This is a genomic window from Defluviitoga sp. (genome assembly GCF_035349255.1).
GTDB lineage: Bacteria > Thermotogota > Thermotogae > Petrotogales > Petrotogaceae > Defluviitoga.
The window spans coordinates 1-17,857 of the sequence record NZ_DAOPSE010000015.1; the positions used below are offsets into that span (position 1 = coordinate 1).

General features: G+C 33.6%; 16 protein-coding genes and 1 riboswitch. Of the genes, 10 read left to right on the forward strand and 6 right to left on the reverse strand.

Annotation, left to right across the window (positions count from 1 at the left end):
* Positions 1–518: 518 nt before the first annotated feature.
* Genes PKN74_RS05105 through PKN74_RS05115 form a run of 3 tightly spaced genes read left to right on the forward strand, consistent with a single transcriptional unit; the run spans position 519 to position 4,738 of the window.
* Positions 519–1,505: an ABC transporter substrate-binding protein gene (locus PKN74_RS05105; protein ID WP_472309263.1), complete on the forward strand. Its 987-nt coding sequence runs from the start codon at positions 519–521 to the stop codon at positions 1,503–1,505.
* A complete protein-coding gene (locus PKN74_RS05110; RefSeq protein ID WP_472309265.1) occupies positions 1,481–3,616 on the forward strand; it encodes an ABC transporter permease in 2,136 nt (711 codons plus the stop codon). The genes PKN74_RS05105 and PKN74_RS05110 overlap by 25 nt, the downstream gene beginning before the upstream one ends.
* 54 nt (positions 3,617–3,670) lie before the next feature.
* Positions 3,671–4,738 (forward strand): ABC transporter ATP-binding protein, encoded by a 1,068-nt coding sequence (locus tag PKN74_RS05115; RefSeq protein WP_472309267.1) that lies wholly within the window; start codon positions 3,671–3,673, stop codon positions 4,736–4,738.
* A 123-nt stretch (positions 4,739–4,861) separates the two neighbouring features.
* Here the strand turns inward: PKN74_RS05115 and PKN74_RS05120 are convergent, their stop codons facing one another.
* From PKN74_RS05120 to PKN74_RS05130, 3 genes are read right to left on the reverse strand one after another with little or no spacing between them, the layout of a single operon-like run.
* The gene (locus PKN74_RS05120; protein ID WP_472309269.1) at positions 4,862–5,632 is read right to left on the reverse strand and encodes an ABC transporter ATP-binding protein; all 771 of its coding nucleotides are present in this window, start codon (positions 5,630–5,632) and stop codon (positions 4,862–4,864) included.
* Positions 5,629–6,642, reverse strand: a complete 1,014-nt coding sequence (locus PKN74_RS05125; protein ID WP_472309271.1) for a FecCD family ABC transporter permease — start codon at positions 6,640–6,642, stop codon at positions 5,629–5,631. Before PKN74_RS05125 ends, PKN74_RS05120 begins: the two co-directional genes overlap by 4 nt.
* Positions 6,639–7,529 carry an ABC transporter substrate-binding protein gene (locus PKN74_RS05130; RefSeq protein WP_472309273.1) on the reverse strand — a complete coding sequence of 297 codons (891 nt, stop codon included), beginning with the start codon at positions 7,527–7,529 and terminating at the stop codon, positions 6,639–6,641. Before PKN74_RS05130 ends, PKN74_RS05125 begins: the two co-directional genes overlap by 4 nt.
* A 69-nt stretch (positions 7,530–7,598) precedes the next feature.
* Positions 7,599–7,772: riboswitch (cobalamin riboswitch) on the reverse strand.
* 129 nt (positions 7,773–7,901) lie between these two features.
* On the opposite strand from PKN74_RS05130, the gene PKN74_RS05135 reads away from it, so the two are divergent.
* The 7 genes from PKN74_RS05135 (at position 7,902) to PKN74_RS05165 (ending at position 14,625) form a co-directional block, all read left to right on the forward strand.
* Positions 7,902–8,231 carry a stage V sporulation protein S gene (locus PKN74_RS05135; protein ID WP_472309275.1) on the forward strand — a complete coding sequence of 110 codons (330 nt, stop codon included), beginning with the start codon at positions 7,902–7,904 and terminating at the stop codon, positions 8,229–8,231.
* 27 nt (positions 8,232–8,258) lie between these two features.
* Positions 8,259–8,540 carry a hypothetical protein gene (locus PKN74_RS05140; RefSeq protein ID WP_472309277.1) on the forward strand — a complete coding sequence of 94 codons (282 nt, stop codon included), beginning with the start codon at positions 8,259–8,261 and terminating at the stop codon, positions 8,538–8,540.
* A complete protein-coding gene (locus tag PKN74_RS05145; protein ID WP_472309279.1) occupies positions 8,494–9,435 on the forward strand; it encodes a DUF1385 domain-containing protein in 942 nt (313 codons plus the stop codon). Before PKN74_RS05140 ends, PKN74_RS05145 begins: the two co-directional genes overlap by 47 nt.
* A 600-nt stretch (positions 9,436–10,035) precedes the next feature.
* Positions 10,036–11,361 carry a transcription termination factor Rho gene (gene rho / locus PKN74_RS05150; protein ID WP_472309281.1) on the forward strand — a complete coding sequence of 442 codons (1,326 nt, stop codon included), beginning with the start codon at positions 10,036–10,038 and terminating at the stop codon, positions 11,359–11,361.
* An 18-nt stretch (positions 11,362–11,379) separates the two neighbouring features.
* Entirely contained in the window at positions 11,380–12,141 is a 762-nt protein-coding gene (locus PKN74_RS05155) for an alpha/beta fold hydrolase (RefSeq protein ID WP_472309283.1), read from the forward strand.
* Positions 12,142–12,534: 393 nt separating this feature from the next.
* Positions 12,535–13,137 carry an orotate phosphoribosyltransferase gene (gene pyrE / locus PKN74_RS05160; protein ID WP_472309285.1) on the forward strand — a complete coding sequence of 201 codons (603 nt, stop codon included), beginning with the start codon at positions 12,535–12,537 and terminating at the stop codon, positions 13,135–13,137.
* A gap of 126 nt (positions 13,138–13,263) precedes the next feature.
* Complete coding sequence (locus tag PKN74_RS05165) at positions 13,264–14,625, forward strand: Do family serine endopeptidase (protein ID WP_472309287.1); 1,362 nt, start codon at positions 13,264–13,266, stop codon at positions 14,623–14,625.
* 55 nt (positions 14,626–14,680) lie between these two features.
* On the opposite strand, the gene PKN74_RS05170 is transcribed toward PKN74_RS05165, so the two are convergent.
* From PKN74_RS05170 to PKN74_RS05180, 3 genes are read right to left on the reverse strand one after another with little or no spacing between them, the layout of a single operon-like run.
* The gene (locus tag PKN74_RS05170; RefSeq protein WP_472309289.1) at positions 14,681–16,006 is read right to left on the reverse strand and encodes a phosphoglucosamine mutase; all 1,326 of its coding nucleotides are present in this window, start codon (positions 16,004–16,006) and stop codon (positions 14,681–14,683) included.
* A 30-nt stretch (positions 16,007–16,036) separates the two neighbouring features.
* Positions 16,037–16,888 carry a carbohydrate ABC transporter permease gene (locus PKN74_RS05175; protein WP_472309291.1) on the reverse strand — a complete coding sequence of 284 codons (852 nt, stop codon included), beginning with the start codon at positions 16,886–16,888 and terminating at the stop codon, positions 16,037–16,039.
* 14 nt (positions 16,889–16,902) lie between these two features.
* Positions 16,903–17,805: a carbohydrate ABC transporter permease gene (locus tag PKN74_RS05180; RefSeq protein WP_472309293.1), complete on the reverse strand. Its 903-nt coding sequence runs from the start codon at positions 17,803–17,805 to the stop codon at positions 16,903–16,905.
* Between the last annotated feature and the right edge of the window lie 52 nt (positions 17,806–17,857).

Here is a 17,857-nt window from a genome sequence, read left to right on the forward strand (position 1 = left end):
AAACAACTGAGATAAGTAAAAGCATACAAGAGCTAACAGAACTAGCTGCTGAACTGAAAAATCAATTTGAAATATTTAAGATTTAAAATCATAAGCTATAAAAACACATCTGCTTATTTAATAGCAAAATATTCTTAAACAGTATTCATAAGGCTTTTAGTGTTTAGGCAAAATGTTATATGAAACTTTTAATTTAGCTATCTTTTTTCAACTTTATTAAAGTTTTAGCAAAAATTAAATTAATTGACAAAACTATTGGAAAAGCGATCAAAATCTAGTGTCTAAATTAAGATTTCTAAATATAATATGTTATAATATATCATGAAAACGTTAACTAAAAGGTTATAAAAACGAGAATATTATTAATTAGTAATAGCTATCTCACTCTTTTTAATTTACTTCAAAAAAAAAATATTTGTTTTCCTTAGCTAGCCTCGATGTTAAAAATATAAGTAGTGCAAATTAAATCCTACTTTTCTCCTTCAGAAGTTTAATATTTTTAAAGGGAGGCAAAAACTATGAGAAGATTATTATTCACACTCGTTATCTTAGGAATAGCTATTTTAGGTTTCACTGCCAATTATGTCAATGTTTACACATCATTTGATGAACTCCTTGCAAAAGAACTATTCCAGCAATTTGAAGAAGAAACAGGTATAAAAGTAAATTGGGTTAGATTGTCTACAGGAGAGGTTTTAGCAAGATTAGAAGCAGAAAAAGATAACCCACAAGCTTCACTTTTTGCGGGTGGAGTGGGTGTATATCATGTTGAAGCAAAAATGAAAGGTTTTACAGCACCTTACAAATCTTCATACAGCCAGTTTATCGATCCGAAATTCAAGGATCCTGATGGATACTGGATTGGTTTGTATGTGGGGCCGTTAGCTTTTGCTACTAATGAAAAGAGGGCTAAAGAACTCGGAATAACTCCTCCAGAGAGTTGGGCTGATTTATTAAAACCTGAATATAAAGGATTTATTAGAATGGCTAATCCAAGTACTTCTGGAACCGCCTATAATGTAATCACAACAATGATAAACATTTATAACGGTGATGAAGAAAAAGCTTTTGAATACCTGAAAAAACTTGACGTAAATGTAAATATGTATACAAAATCTGGTGCAGCACCTGGAAAAGATTGCGCAATTGGTGAAACTCCTATAGCTATTGGTTATTTGCATGATCTTATAAAATTACAAAAAGAAGGTGCCCCAATAATAATTACTATCCCAAAAGATGGAACAGGTTATGAAATTGCAGCTATGTCTTTGATTAAAGGTGGAAAAGAACCAGTTGAAGCCAAAAAATTATATGACTGGATACTTAATGAAAAAGCACAAGGTATTATAGCAAGCTGGTATGTAATACCACTATCATCTTTGGCACCTCAAGATAAAGTTGTCTATAAACCAGAAGATATAAATCTTATTGAACAGAATCTGCTATGGGAAGCACAAAACATGGAGAGGTTAATTGATAAATGGAACAAAGAAATTGGAAGATAATAAAGTTTTTAGTGGTGGCTTTAATAGCTTTTTTAGTTCTTTTTTGGGTTAGGAAAACTATTAGGAATGAATTCTCCCGTCTATTCCGGGAGAATTCATTAAATTTAGCTTATTCTGTAAGTGCTATTGAGCCCGAACTTTTAACAGAGAGGTTTCCTGAAATACTTTATTACATTTCATACTTTGATGGAATAGAACTTCAAAACAGGCCCATTTTGGACGTTGTAAAAAGTTTGCCTGATTATGAATATGGAATAGAAAATGTATTATATGAAGAATTTTATATTTCGCAAAAGACTGTAAAAATAGATGAAAAACAGTATTTTGTTATATTTTCTCCAATTACCAAAGACTATGAAGTGATGGGTATTATGATCCAGCTGCATGCTGCAGAGAATGTTTTAAAGTTATTCCGAACGGTAGATATAATATTTCTAATAGTGTTTTTAATTTTTATAGCTGTTTTTAGCATCTCAACTTTTTCTATAGACCCAGTTACAGCATATGCAACAATTATCACTTTTGCAATTGTTTTAACGTTTATTTTATATCCACTTTACGAAGCAGTGAGAATGACTTTTATGAGAACTGGTACTTTCACAACGAAAGTATGGAAAACTGTCTTAACAGAAAGAGCGTATCTGAAATCATTTAGTAACAGTATTTTGCTTGGAACTTTGACAGCAACGCTTTCAACAGTGATAGGCTTCCTTTTTGCTTTTATGGTGACTAGAACTAATTTTAAAGGAAAAAAATTTGTTTCTTTTATGGTGAACCTTCCACTTATATCTCCTCCTTTTTCACTCACACTTTCTTTAATACTTTTGTTTGGATCAAATGGTCTGATAACAAAACAAATATTGAATCTTAACTGGGATATCTACGGATTAGATGGCTTGATTATCGCACAAACAATGGGAATGTTTCCAATTGCCTATTTAACAATGGTTGGTGTTCTTGAATCAATTGATAGCACATTAGAAGAGGCTGCTATGAATCTTGGTGCAAGTAGATGGAAAGTTTTTAGAACTGTGACGCTCCCTCTTTCAGCTCCAGGGTTACTCAGTTCATGGTTACTTGTTTTTACAAATTCAATAGCAGATTTTGCAAATCCTTTGATGCTTGGTGGAAAATTTAATGTTTTGTCAGTAACTGCGTATCTTGAGGTTAGTGGAATGAATAGGCTTGATAGAGGCGCCGCTTTGTCCCTCTTACTTTTACTTCCAACTATGACGGCGTTTTACTTACAAAGGTATATTACTAGCAAAAAATCATATGTCACAGTTAGTGGAAAACCAAGTGGAAGGATTGTGGAAATAGTTAGTCCCTCTTTAAAGAAAACTTTAAGCATAATTGTTTACTTAATAGTTGCTTTTCTAATAGGACTTTATTCAACTATATTTATGGGATGTTTTGTCAAAAACTGGGGAATTGATTACACTTTTACGCTTTCAAACATAGTTGAAGCTCTCCAAAGAGGAAGAAAAGCTTTAGTAGATACCACTTTTCTTGCTGCGGTAGCTATGCCCATTGCGGGTATTTTTTCTATGATTATAGCATTTCTTATAGTTAGAAAGAAATTCCCTGGAAAGAAGCTGCTTCAAGGTTTGGTGCTTCTACCTTTTTCTATTCCAGGTACCTTGTTAGGTATAAGCTATGTAATTGCCTTTAACAAACCTCCTATCATGTTAGTAGGTACAGCGGCAATTATAATTATTAATTTCATAATTAGAGAACTACCTGTTGGTGTTGAAGGAGGCGTTGCTGCTTTAAAGCAAATTGATCCTTCTATTGAAGAGGCTGCTCAAAATCTTGGAGCACCGCCTCAAACCGTCTTTTCAACTATTGTTCTTCCTCTTATAAGGCCTGCATTCATATCAAGCATGTCTTATACTTTTGTTCGAGCAATGACTGCAGTGAGTGCTGTTGTATTCCTTATTTCACCTAGATGGTATCATGTATCTATGCAGATATACAATTTTTCTGAAAATTTAAAATTTGGACTTGCAAGTGTTCTCTCTGCTTTGTTGATAATTATAGTCTTGAGCGTTTTTGGTATTCTTAGGGTAGTTGTTAAAAGAAGTGAATATCTCCAAAAAACAATAATCTGATAGTTTCCATTTACCTTAATGGTTTGTAACTAACTTAACAAGTGAGGGATATTTGTGAAACAAGTTTCCTTGAAGATAGTGAACATTACAAAGATATTTAAAGACTTTAAAAATAATGAAATACGTGCGGTAGATAATATATCGTTTGAAATAATCCCTGGAGAGTTTGTTACTCTACTCGGACCCTCAGGGTGTGGCAAAACAACTACTCTTAGAATGATCGCGGGATTTGAAAAGCCAACTGAGGGAAAAATATTTATCAATGACATTAATGTGGTTGAAATTCCACCTTGGAAAAGAGATATCGCTATGGTATTTCAAAGTTATGGACTGTTTCCACACATGAGCGTGGGAGAAAATATCGCTTATGGATTAAAGATGAGAAAAATTCAGAAAGAAGAGAGTCAGAAGAAAGTTAAAGAAATCCTAAGAATTGTAGGACTTGAAGGTTTTGAGGATAGACCTCCATCAAGTTTGTCAGGAGGGCAACAACAAAGAATCGCCCTTGCTAGAGCTCTTGTTATAGAGCCTTCTGTCTTGCTTTTTGATGAGCCGCTTTCTAACCTGGATGCGCTTTTGAGAGAACAGATGAGAATAGAGATAAAGAGAATACAAAAGGAAGTAGGTATTACTGCTATATATGTTACACACGATAGAACGGAAGCTTTAACCCTTTCTGATAAGATAGTTCTTATGAAAGATGGTAAGATAGAGCAGATCGGTAATCCTGAAGATGTTTACGAAAAACCTGTTAACAAGTTTGTAGGCGAATTCATGGGAAAAATCTTCTTTTTCCCAATTCAGGTTTTAGATATCTTAGAAAAAGAAACTTTAGTGAGACTCAAAGATAGAGTGTATAAAATTCCATCTCTTCCAACGGATAAAGCTGATAACTACGTACTAGGATGCCGAACAGAGGCTCTAAAGATATCTTCGGATGGCCCAATCGAGGGGAAAATAAAAACAATAGTTTATTTGGGTGAGTCCTCAGAATACTACATTGATACCGAATATGGAGAAATCATGATAAGGGTATTGTCACCTTTTGATAAAAATCTTTCTGAAGGGAAAAGTGTAAAAATTGATCTAGTTCCTGAGATCGCAAAGATAATACCAGATTAGCAATTAGGAAATCGTTTATAATTTCTGTTAGCTAAGTTTTAGTTAAAAATTAGGTATGTGAATTCATTTAACTTAATTATCTTAAGAAAAGGTATTATAAAGGTTTATGCATAGTGCCTTTATTTATTTGTATAATATTTGGGGAATTTTGTTTAGTGGGTGTTCTATGATATATACTTCTATATCAAAAATTTCTTTCATTATCGACTCTTTAAAAACTTCTTTTGGTGATCCTTGATATTTGATTTCTCCGTCTTTCATAACTACAATTTTATCTGAAAATAGCGCAGCGCTATTTATGTCATGAAATATTGCTAAAACTGTTTTCCTTTCTTTTTCAGCCATTGTTTTTACAAGTTTTAATAAATTTTGTGTATAACCAGGGTCTAGATGTGAAGAGAATTCATCAAGTAATAATATTGGTGTTTTTTGAGCAAATGCTCGTGCTATCATTACTTTTTGTTTTTCTCCTCCAGAAAGCAGAGAAAACGGTTTATTTTTGTATTTAACAAGTCCTACTAATTCAAGTACTTCGTTAATTATTTTTTTGTCTTCTTGCGTCTCGAAAAAACTGAATCTTCTGGAATACGGAAGTCTTGCTGTTGAAATAACACTTTCAACATCATATTCAAAGGTTGTGTTAAATTCTTGTGGAACAATAGCAATTTTCCTTGATATTTCTTTGTATGAATAGTTGCTAAGTTCTTTGTCTTCTATCATTATCCTGCCTGTGTAATTTTTTAATATTTTGCTAATTATTTTTATTAATGTGCTTTTTCCTGCACCGTTCGGGCCTATTATCGAGACAATGTCTCCTTTTTTTACGTCTAACTCATCTACATTTAAACTAAAACCATTATTGTAAGTAAATTTTAATTTGTCGATGTTTATCATAATCTTTCTTTTCTCCTCATAACATATATGAATATTGGTGCACCTACAATAGAAGTTACTACACCTATAGGTAACTCTGTTGGAGCAAATAATGTTCTAGCTAAGAAATCTGCAAACATTAGAAATATTCCTCCAAAAAATACGGAGTATAGGTTTGAAATAAAAGAGTACGGTCCTTTAATCATTCTGACTATGTGTGGGATTATAAGACCAACAAATCCAATAATTCCTACTTGAGAAACGGTAAATGATACTGATAAAACTGTTGTTAATATTAATAGCATCTTTATACTCTCTGGATTTATTCCTGAATAAACTGCCATCTCTTCGCCCATAGCTAAAACATTTAATTCTTTTGAGAATATTAATACAATAAAAAACTGCACCAGGAGTATTATTAATAATTTTAAGTTCGAACTCCACGCCAGGTTTCCTGTACTTCCCATGAGCCACAGATTAACGTGAATGAGATTTTTCCAATACATGACTGTAAAAAGTGTCGTAAAGGAGTTGAATAGGAAACTAACTATTACCCCACTTAATATTAAAGATAGTATAGGAAGTTTTTTTCCTTGACGCGCTATTATTAAGACTATAAAAGTAGAAAGTACCGCAAATAAAAAGGAAAATCCCTCTAAACCAAGAAACAATGTGAACCCATATATACTGTTTAATGCCGTGTATAATACAGCACCAAAGCTAGCTCCTGAAGAAATTCCAAGCATATATGGATCTGCCAAAGGATTTTGAACCAAAAGCTGTAGTACATTACCAGAAACTGCTAATATTGCTCCTACTAGAAATGTTCCAATTACTCTAGGTAGTCTTATATTTACAATTAAATTTTTGTAGATTTCGTTTTCTTGCCTCCCTATTAGAGATAAGAAAACATCTTTAGCTTCTACTTTTACACTTCCAAAAGAAGCAAAAACAATTATTAATACTAGACTGATAAACACTAAAAATAAAACAAGGGGAAGTTGTCCCCCTTGTTTTTGTGTTGATTTCATCTATTATCACCAAAGTATTTGTTTAATTGAATTAAAACATCCATAATAGAAGGTGAGGCTTGAGACATTTTATTGCCGTCTACTGTGACTATTTTCCCATTTTTTATAGCCTTTACATTCTTTAACTGTGGGGCGTTTAATAACGTGTTTTTGGCTGTTTCATCGCCTTCAAAATAAGAATCAACTATGATTATATCTGGATTTTGAGCAACTACAAATTCAGGTCCTATTTGAAAAAAACCGTTGTTGCCTGAATAAGGCGCGGCTAAATTTAATCCACCTGCGTAGGCTATTAGTTCGTTTATGTAAGAACCTGTTCCAGCTGTCCACATTTCTCCTACGTTACTTTGTACCATTAAATACAGTACTGTTGGTTTTTTTGTCCATAAAAAGGCGTTTTTTGCTATTCCTAAAAACTGTTGCCTAAATTTACTAGAAAGTTCAACGGCCTTTTCCGGTTCACCTAAGATCGCACCTACTAATGTAATAGTTTTGTATATATCGTTAAAGCTAACAGGATTGATAACGAAAGATTTGATATCATAGCGTTCCAGTCTTTCTACTTCGGGCTCTTGAAAACCTCCACTTAACAACACTACGTCAGGATTTAAAAAGATGATTTTTTCGATGTTCAAAGGGAACATGTCACCTATTTTTTCGCTTTCAATGCTTGTATCCCAGTCTGTCACTCCAACAACTTTTTCTTCTAATCCTAAATACTTAATATAGTCAGACACTAAAGGTGCGGCACTTACCGCTCTTTGAACTTGAGAATCGAACTTAACAAACCTTCCAAGATCGTCAACTAAAGCTAGCTGTGCTAAGGATACAACAGATAAAACAAATGAAAATAGCAATACTCCATACTTTTTGATACCTTTTTTCATAATAATGGCCTCCTAAAATAGTATTACGCCATTGAAATAATTTTTTCTATCTCTTTGGCGCGAAGAGATAGAACCTTTGATACTTATACAGGTCTCCCGACTTACGGATCTCTCTACTCCTTACGCCTTCCCAGGCTAAACCCAGTGGTCTTTGTAAGTTTCGTCCCCGATCACGGTGGCGCGACCGTAACGGCTTCTCACCGTTTTCCCTTATATAAGTATCGTACTTATTGAATTATTTTGGGATACAACAATTACATTTTATCACATAATTACATTAATCCAAATAAATTTTAATTAATTCTTTGACTTATTTGAAATTTATGGTAAAATATAGTTAATAGCCTTACCAAAAAGGAGGAGAACTGAGACATGGAAGTACTAAAAGTTAGTCATACATCTGCACCTAACAAGGTTGCTGGAGCAATTGCGGGAGTTTTGTCAAAGACTGATGAGGTTGAGTTACAAGCTATTGGAGCTGGTGCTGTAAATCAGGCTGTTAAGGCTATTGCCATTGCTAAAAGATTTGTCGAAGCAAAAGGCAAGGAAATCTACGTTATTCCTGGGTTTGTAGAAGTAGAGGTTGGTTCAGAAAAAAGGACAGGCATTAAGTTTAAAGTAGTTGCAAAATCAACAGGTCAAGAAAGTGAAGAGAAATCTGAAGAAGAAGCTGAAGCTAAGAATGTTAGTAGCGAACAATAGTGACGGAAAAGTGAAATTGGGACCATAATGTCTGACTATGAGCAACTCCTTGAGGAAATTAGTACTGCTTGTATAAAGAATCAGGAGCTACACGAAATAGTCCAAGCAATTGCGGCGATGGATAATTTGAAAAGATATGAATTACGCAAAAGTGCTTCCAAAGTTCTTAAAAAACAAAGTGGCATAGACAAGGAAGCATTGAAGTTTTATTTTTTTATAACTGAAGAAAATGTTGCAGAAGAGATTCTGAGGAGGATAAATAGTGTCAAAAGAGAAACCGAAAACAGTGGGTGGACAAGCAGTCATTGAAGGCGTAATGATGAAAGGGATAAATACAGTCGTTGCAGTTAAAAGAAACGACGGTAAAGTTGCTGTAAAGAAAATAAAAGATGAATCGTGGGGAATTTGGGAAAAAATACCGTTTATAAGAGGAATTTTTGTTTTGATACATTCGATGATCATAGGGATGGGTGCCTTATCTTATTCTGCCCAAGTTTCTGGAGAAGACGAAGAAGAATTAACAACAAAGGACATGGTCTTTGCTATATTAATAGCTATTGTTATTGCAACTTTAGGATTTGGTGTTCTTCCAGTACTTGTTACTAAACCTTTTCATATCGAGTCAGAATTTTTGTTTGCTCTTATAGAAGGGATCATTAGAGCTTTTCTTGTTTTGGCTTATATATGGGCAATCTCTTTTATGAAAGATATCAAAAGGGTTTTTCAGTATCATGGCGCCGAACATAAAAGCGTTTATGCTTACGAAAACAACGAACCTTTAGATGTTTCACATGCAAGAAAGTACACAACACTTCATCCAAGATGTGGCACAAGCTTTCTAATAATCACAGTTTTTGCTTCAGTTATTGTGTTTGCAATCTCGGGAGGGCTTGGATGGAATTCTACGTTAGAAAAAGTTATTTCAAGAATCGTACTGTTACCTGTTGTTGCAGGAGTAGCTTATGAATTTCAAAGGTTTACAGCAAAAATCATCGATACAAAGGTTGGTAAAATCCTTGCATACCCTGGTTTAATGCTTCAGAAACTCACCACCAAAGAACCCGACGATGAACAATTAAAGATAGCTTTAATTTCATTACATTATGCCTTAGATGAGAAATTTGAAGGCGAAATAGTTTTAGATTTAGAGACAAATACTATTACTCCTGTCCCCGCCGTTGCTGGCACATCCCTAACAAAATAGAGCTTCATCTTTTTTAGCATATTCGTTATTATCATAAAAACTAGTTTATCATATGCATAATTTCTTCTAGTTTCTTGCTTTTTTATCTTTTATGTTTTATTTTCTTAATATTATTAACGTTATTAAAATCACTACTCAAGACAGATAAGTTTAAATCTATGAATTTGTTCTATTCAGCAAGTAGAAGCTACTTGCCATTATTCTGGTGTGAGCTCGGTTCTTTTGAATTAACATTATGCTAATTCTCATAATCCTCTCTTATAACATGGAAATCATGAAAAGTGACAATTTTAAAAAATAAACTTTTGAATTTATAGGGTTACATTTTAACGGGCAGAGGTAAGCAATTTTCCTTAATGAGGGAGACCCCCAGGTTGTACTCCCCCACGTCTAAAATATAATTTGATTTTATTTAGGTTATAGGTTAGCGTCTCTTCCCTCTCTTGATAAGAGAACCTAAAAACTGTAGAGAAGCTTTACACGAGAATCTCAGGATGAGGAAACAATTTTTCAAAATACTAAATCTTAAACCTTTATAAAATTTACGTTTTAGAATTTCAAAAGCGAGTAAAAAAGAAAGAATTAAGGAGGTTAACTAGAATGGACGAAGCAGATAGCAATTTAGTTTCTAAAAAACAAACTAAAGATAACATACAAGCAGTTGAAATTGATATGGCAAAATTAAATGAGATGTCTAGGAAAGGACTTTATGACCTAGCAAGAAAATTTGAAATCGCAAATTATTCTAAAATGACAACAAATGAATTGAAATTTGCAATCTTAAGAAAGCAAACAGAGTCTATTGGCTATTTCTTTTACGAAGGAATACTTGAAATCCTTCCAGATGGATATGGTTTTTTAAGAAGCATTGATAATTCATTATTACCAGGATCTGATGACGTTTATGTTTCTCAGTCTCAGATTAAAAAATTTAATCTTTTTACCGGTGACATTGTAGCCGGTCAAGTAAGACCTCCAAAGGAAGGAGAAAGATTTTTTGCACTACTTAGAATTGAAGCTATAAATTCTTTACCACCCGAAAATGCCAGGGACAGAGTATCTTTTGAAAATCTTACCCCTGAGTATCCTACTGAAAGAATGATTCTCGAACACAAAAACTGTCCTATTAGTTCTCGAATAATTGATTTATTCTCTCCAGTTGGTTTTGGTCAAAGAGGTCTTATAGTAGCTCCTCCAAAAGCTGGGAAAACAACCTTGCTTAAAGATATTGCTAATTCTATTGCAAAAAATTATCCCGAAACTCGAAGATACATACTCTTGATCGATGAAAGACCAGAAGAAGTAACAGACATCCGAGACACGGTTGATGCTCATGTAATTGCTGCGCCATTTGATATGGATCCACAAAACCAAATTAAAATTACTGAAATGGCTTTGGATCATTTTAAAAGACTTGTGGAATTTGGTCATGACGTTGTTGTATTAATCGATAGTTTAACTAGATTTGCAAGAGAGTACAATTTATATGTACCTTCAAGTGGTAAATTGTTGAGTGGAGGGCTAGACCCTGCTGCTATAATCTTTCCCAAAAAATTCTTCGGTGCAGCAAGAAAAATAAGAGAAGGCGGAAGTTTAACCATGATAGCAACTGCATTAGTAGAAACAGGTTCTAAAATGGACGAGGTTATTTTCGAAGAATTTAAAGGAACTGGTAATATGGAGCTTGTTCTTTCCAGGGAATTAGCCAATGAAAGAATCTTTCCTGCTATTAATTTAAAATTGTCAGGTACTAGGAAAGAAGAACTATTATATTCCAAAACTGAGCTCAATAACGTCATTATTTTGCGAAAGTTTATTAATGACATGTCACCAAAAGAAGCTATAGAATTTGTTTTAAGTTTAATGAGAAAATTTAAAACAAATGAGGATCTTATGGCTTCTATAGAAAAGCAAAAAGTTATTTAACTATGTTATAATAAAAATATGAGAATATATAATAGATATTTCCTTTCAAATAAATCTCTTGAAAATGAACTACCAAAATTCTATATTGTCCATGGATTAGGGGAATATTCTGGCAGGTATGAAAAATTCATTAAAACCTTTATGGATTTGGGGTTTGATGTATATATATTCGACTTGCCGGGTCATGGTTATTCCTCAGGGAAAAAAGGAGATATAGGAAATTTCTACGAAATCTATTACTTTTTAGACAATTATGTACAAGATGATTATATTTTATTTGGTCATTCCTTGGGGGGGTTAATATCCACAAGATTTGTTGAAATCACAGAAAATAAACCAAAAAAACTTGTGTTATCTTCCCCCGCTTTAGGTGATATCAGTCAAATGAAAGGGCTTCTAACCTTACTCTCCATCTTTCCCAAGCTTTCTTTTTCAAATAGAATAGATCCATATGATTTATCAACAAACAGAAACACTTGTGAAGAATATCAAAGGGATCCACTTGTTCATGATAAGATAACTGTAGAATCTGCGCTTGGTATGTTTGCAGAGGCGGAACTCGCTTTAAAAGATATCAATAAGATTGACGTTCCAACATTATTATTATATGGAACTGAAGATAAAGTAGTAAACATAGAAGAATACAAAAAGATAGACAACCCAAGTATTAGACATGTTGCTTTTCAAAAAGGAAAACATGAGTTATTTGAGTGTATTTACAATAAAAATAGATTTATAGAAGAAATTAAGAAATTTGTATTTTCAGATTATTATAAATAAATGAAAATTGAAACACAGCCTAATTTCATATTGAATCGTTTGATCTTAGCTTATGTAACATACCTTTGAATTCAACAACTTTAACGGTTCTCCAATTCTTCATCTTTTTTTCAAAGACTTCGATGAAGTCGTGTAGACAAATAATTTTTTACATCCCAATTATAAGGGCAACACTCAATAGTGACAGTTCCAAGTTAAACGGTTTCTAGAAGTAACAAACTAAATTGCTTTTAATAGAGGGATAGAGGATAGTAGATTATTATTTTTTTCTTCTTAAAGTTTGAAATTAAAAGTGATTTCGACTAAATAGGTATTAAAATTGAGGAGGCATATTTTAAAACTCACTATTTTCAATTGCTTATTTGACGATAAACAGGAGGGAATATCTATCATATGAAAGAAAACGAAAAGGATGAATGCAAAGAATCAGAGATTATAGATATACTAAAAGAAACAGGAGCTTTTTTACAGGGACATTTTTTGCTATCTTCTGGGCTACATTCTGATACATATATACAATGTGCAAAGGTTTTACAGTTTCCAAAGTATGGTGAATTATTCGGCAAACTTATTGCCCAGCAAATCAGTTCAAAAGTTGATCTAGTTGTATCTCCAGCTTTAGGAGGAATACTAATTGGATATGAAGTAGCAAGAGCTTTGAATATTCCTTTTCTTTTTACCGAAAGGTCGGAAAGTGGAGAAATGGTTCTTAGAAGGGGGCAAAGAATAGAAAAAGGATCGAGAGTCGTAATAGTTGAAGATGTTATTACTACTGGAAAATCTTCTCTAGAAGTTGCGAAGGTAGTAGATGAATCACAAGGAATAATTTCTGCTTTTGCCTGCATAGTTAATAGATCTGAAAAAACAAGTCTTCTCGATTGTAAAATAATCTCGTTAGTAAACATTAAAACTAATGTATATACACCTGAAGCATGTCCTTTATGTAAAAAAGGGCATGAACTAGTAAAACCTGGAAGTAGGAAAAGTAGCAATTAAAGACATAAATGTTCGTGGGTTCAGGGCACAGCCCAATTCCCTTCTAACCTTTAAACTTTCTTTTTAAGTTTTTTTTAAGAAGTGATTATATAATTTTATTAGAATAAAATTAACGGAGGTGTTAAAATGAAAAGAACTATTACTGTAGTATTTATGGCTTTGCTTGTTTCTTTAACGTCTTTTGCAGCAGTAAATCTTGATTATGAAAGTCCTATAGTCAATGTAGTTGAAATTGCTGCCCCTGGAGTTGTAAATATTGAAGTAACTCGAGCAAGTGCTGTTAAAATTGATCCATTCACCCAATATTTTTTTGAAAGATTTTTTGGTTTAAAAATTCCCGAATATCAAACAAAAGGCTTAGGTTCAGGGTTTATTTTCCATGAAGATGGTTATGTACTAACGAATTACCACGTAGTTGAAAAAGCCAAACAAATTACCGTTACTTTATCAAATGGAAAAAAGTATGATGCAGAACTGATCGGAGGAGATGAAGATCTTGATCTAGCTATAATAAAACTAAACACAAATGAAAAAATGCATGTTCTAGAGTTAGGAGATTCCGATAAAGTCAAAATAGGAGAATGGGTTATTGCTATCGGAAATCCCTTAGGGCTTCAAAATACCGTAACTGTTGGTGTCATAAGTGCAACCAATAGAACCATTACAAAACCTGAAGGAACTGGTAGCTACTATGGACTTTTACAAACGGACGCCTCCATCAATCCTGGAAATAGTGGTGGTCCGCTTTTGAACATTCATGGAGAGGTTATAGGAATAAACACTGCTATAGCGGTTGATCCACAGTTAGGAAACGTTAATATAGGTTTTGCTATTCCTATCAATGTGGCAAAAAGGTTTGCTCTTTCTGTAATGGAATTGGGAACCTTTCAGAGAGGATACCTAGGAGTTCGTATTCAAGATATAACAGAAGATCTCAAAAAATCATTGGGTTTAAAAGTAGATTACGGAGCGTATGTGGTTCATGTAGAGCCAGGAAGTGCCGCTGAAAAAAGCGGTATCCAACCACAAGACGTAATCATAGAATTTGATGGAAATAAAATCGAAAGTTCAAACGATCTCTCCTCTTTAGTCGCAACTTATCCAGCGGGAGCTGAAGTTGAAGTTGTTGTTGATCGATTTGGAGAAAGATTAACTTTTAAAATTAAGCTTGAGGGTCAACTGGTGGTAAAATCCCAAGAATATTTTGGTATAAGGGTTCGAAACATAACAGAGGAAGATAGAAAAACTTATAACATTAAGAAAGACCTTCAAGGTGTTATTGTAGAAGAAATAGTCGATAATAAGTATGTTTTAGGTTTAAAAGTTGGAGATGTAATAACTGAAGTTGCCGTTAATGGAGTTTATCATGATATAAAAAATGTAGATGATTGGGAAAAGATAGCTTCTTCAGTAGAAAAGAATAGCTACGTGGCTCTAATTGTCTACAGAAGCAATGTAAGGTATGTAATTCAGTTTTTTTATCGATAAAGATAGTAATACCCCATAACCCGGGTATCACGTTAAATACCCGGGTTCTTATTTTTTAGTATTCTTTATCTAGATTCTGTATTAGTTGACTGAACTCTTTTATGCATTCATTGACCATGTTTTTGTCTTCGCCTTCACTCATAACTCTTATTATATGTTCCGTTCCGGAAGGTCTAACAAGCACTCTAAAATTATTTATATGTTCATATTTCTTTTTCAATTCTTCTAACCTTTTATCTTTCATGATTTTCATTTTATCCTTGACAGTAATATTCTTCAAATCTTGTGGATATTTTGGAAGCTCAGAGACTAAATCTTCTATTCGTTTAGAAAAGAATGCCAAAGCTTCTAAAGTTTCTAAAGCAGTAATTATACCGTCTCCAGTTGTTGATCTATCAAGAAATATTATATGTCCTGATTGCTCGCCCCCTATTACTCCATTTTCTTGCAGCATCAATTCTAAAACATATTTATCTCCTACGTCAGACCTTAAAAGAATCAATCCATTAGCTTTTAAAAAATCTTCTAAACCCAGGTTGCTCATTACAGTAGCAACAACAAAATTATTCTTTAATCTACCTTGTTTTTTCAATTTTAAAGAATTTATGCCTATCAAGGCATCTCCATCAACCAAATTGCCTTGACTATCTAAAAACAAACATCTATCGGCATCTCCATCAAACAAAACTCCTAGATCATAACCACCCTTTTTAATAATTTTAGATAGAGGTTCCCATGAAGTAGACCCACAATTTTCGTTTATATTTAAGCCATTTGGAGTATTAAAATATACATCATAATTTAATCCAAGTTTCCCAAAAATCTCATCTATTATAGCTCCTGCAGCTCCATTTGCAACATCAACAGCTATTTTGTAGTTTATTGAAGACACCCTAGAACTGTAACAGGAAATTACGTAATCAATATACTCTCGTTTACTAGAATCTTCCACGTATGTTCCAATATCCTTATAGTTACAGTATTTCAATAAACCTGCCAACATTATATCTTCCAACTTTTCTTCCATCTCATTGGATATCTTATAACCTTCACATAATACCTTTAAACCATTGTATATTGAAGGATTATGAGAGGCAGATATAACTATTCCTACTGCTCGTTCCGTTCGTGTAATGTATGCTAGCGCAGGTGTAGTTAAAATCCCACAAGATTCAACATCCATGCCAGCCGCTAAAGCACCACTAGCTATAGCGAGTTCCAACATTTTGCCGGAGTTTCTCGTATCTCTTGCCAAATACAACTTTTTATACTTACCGCCAAAAAGATTTGCTACAGCATTCCCTAATTTCATAGCTAACTCACTTGTTAACTTCTCATTCACCACATCTCTTATACCGTCTGTTCCAAAAAATGTTTTCATATTGAAACATTCCCTCCTATCCATTTTCATTTAACCTTTAACGCTACCTGCCGTCAACCCCTGCACTATCTTATTTTGGAAAATCAAAACAAGAACTACTAGAGGAGTAGTGACAATAACCGATGCAGCCATCAATTGCCCCCATGGAACTTCATAGAAGGTTTTTCCAGTAAACATGGCTATCGCAACTGGTACTGTATACTTTTCAGGAGTTTGCATAAATGTAAGAGCAAATAAGAATTCATTCCACGCTTGAATAAAAGCCAACAAGCCTGTTGTCACAAGTCCTGGCGCTGAGAGGGGTAGCACTATTCTCCAAAGCGTTTCAAACTTAGAACAACCGTCTATATAGGCCGATTCTTCTATCTCTTTGGGTAGCTCTCTAAAAAAATTTTGCAAAATCCATGTAGTTAAAGGTAAGTTCAAAGCAATATAGGGAATTATCAATCCGGGATAAGTGTTTATTAAACCCATTTTTCTTAACAATTGAAACAATCCTCCTAAAATAGAAACCTGTGGAAACATACTAACAGCTAAAATTAATAGCATTAGGGCAGATTTACCGGGTATTTTTAAACGCGCAATTGCATAAGCTGAAAAGGACCCAACTATTAGAGAAAATATAGTTGTAGCACCTGCTACTATAATAGAGTTTAAAATATTTAAACCAAAAGGTCTTTCAGTAAATACCTTCTTATAATTCTCAAAAGTAAAACCTTGAGGCCAAAATTTTATCTCTTTAGTAAATAGATATTTATCAGCAGTAAACGAACTTTTTATCGCCCAATAAAAAGGAAAAATATAATAAATGACCATCAAAATCACAATTATGTAAAGTATAGTTTTTTGTGTAGTCCTTTTCGCCTTCATTCCCCATCTCATGTTTTATCAACTCCTCAATCCAATTTAATGTTCAAAGAGCGCATATAGATAATCGTGAATACCCCAATTATCAGAAAAATCACAACTGATAAAGCAGAACCATAACCAAACAATCCTCTTGGAGAGAATATGTTATCCATAAGAAGGGACCTATTATAAACGGCTAGAGTCTCGGTTCCAACTGCTCCTTGTGTCATAATGTATACAACATCAAATACCCTTAAAGCATCTAGTGTTCTAAAAATTAAAGTAACTCCTATGGTTGGCCTCAAAATAGGCATTGTAATGGAAGTAAATTGTCTCCATAAGCCAGCGCCATCTATTCGAGCAGCTTCATAGAGCTCAACAGGAATTGTTTGCAGACCCGCTAGAAGCAAAAGTGCTACAAACGGTGTAGTTTTCCAGACATCTACAGCTATTATTGCAGCCATTGCAAGACGAGGTGTTCCTAGAATTGGGGTTCCTGCTTCAAGAAGACCTATTTTATATAGCATCAAACTAATTACGCCATATTGATCATTAAACATCCATTTCCACATTTGTGAAGAAACTGCTGTGGGTATAGCCCAAGGGATTAATACTGCAGCTCTTACTAAGCCCCTAAGCTTAAAATCAGCGTTTAAAACCAAAGCGGTTGCTAAGCCAAGGAGAAATTCTATCAATACAGAGAAGATTGTGAAATATATTGTATTCCACAAAGCACTTAAAAAGCGTTGATCTTTGAATAAATTAATGTAATTTTGAAATCCCACAAATTGCCTCTGAAAACCTGGCCTTAAAGACCATTTAAAAAAGCTATCGTAAATCGTTTGACCCAAGGGATAAAACGCAGTAATACCTATAGCAAGTAAAGTAGGTAGGATAAGCCAAAAAGCAAGAACCATGTCCTGTCTTTTGTACTTCCCTTTCGCATTCATTTTTGCACCCCCGTCTTAGAATATAACTAAGCTAATTATACAACAAAATAAA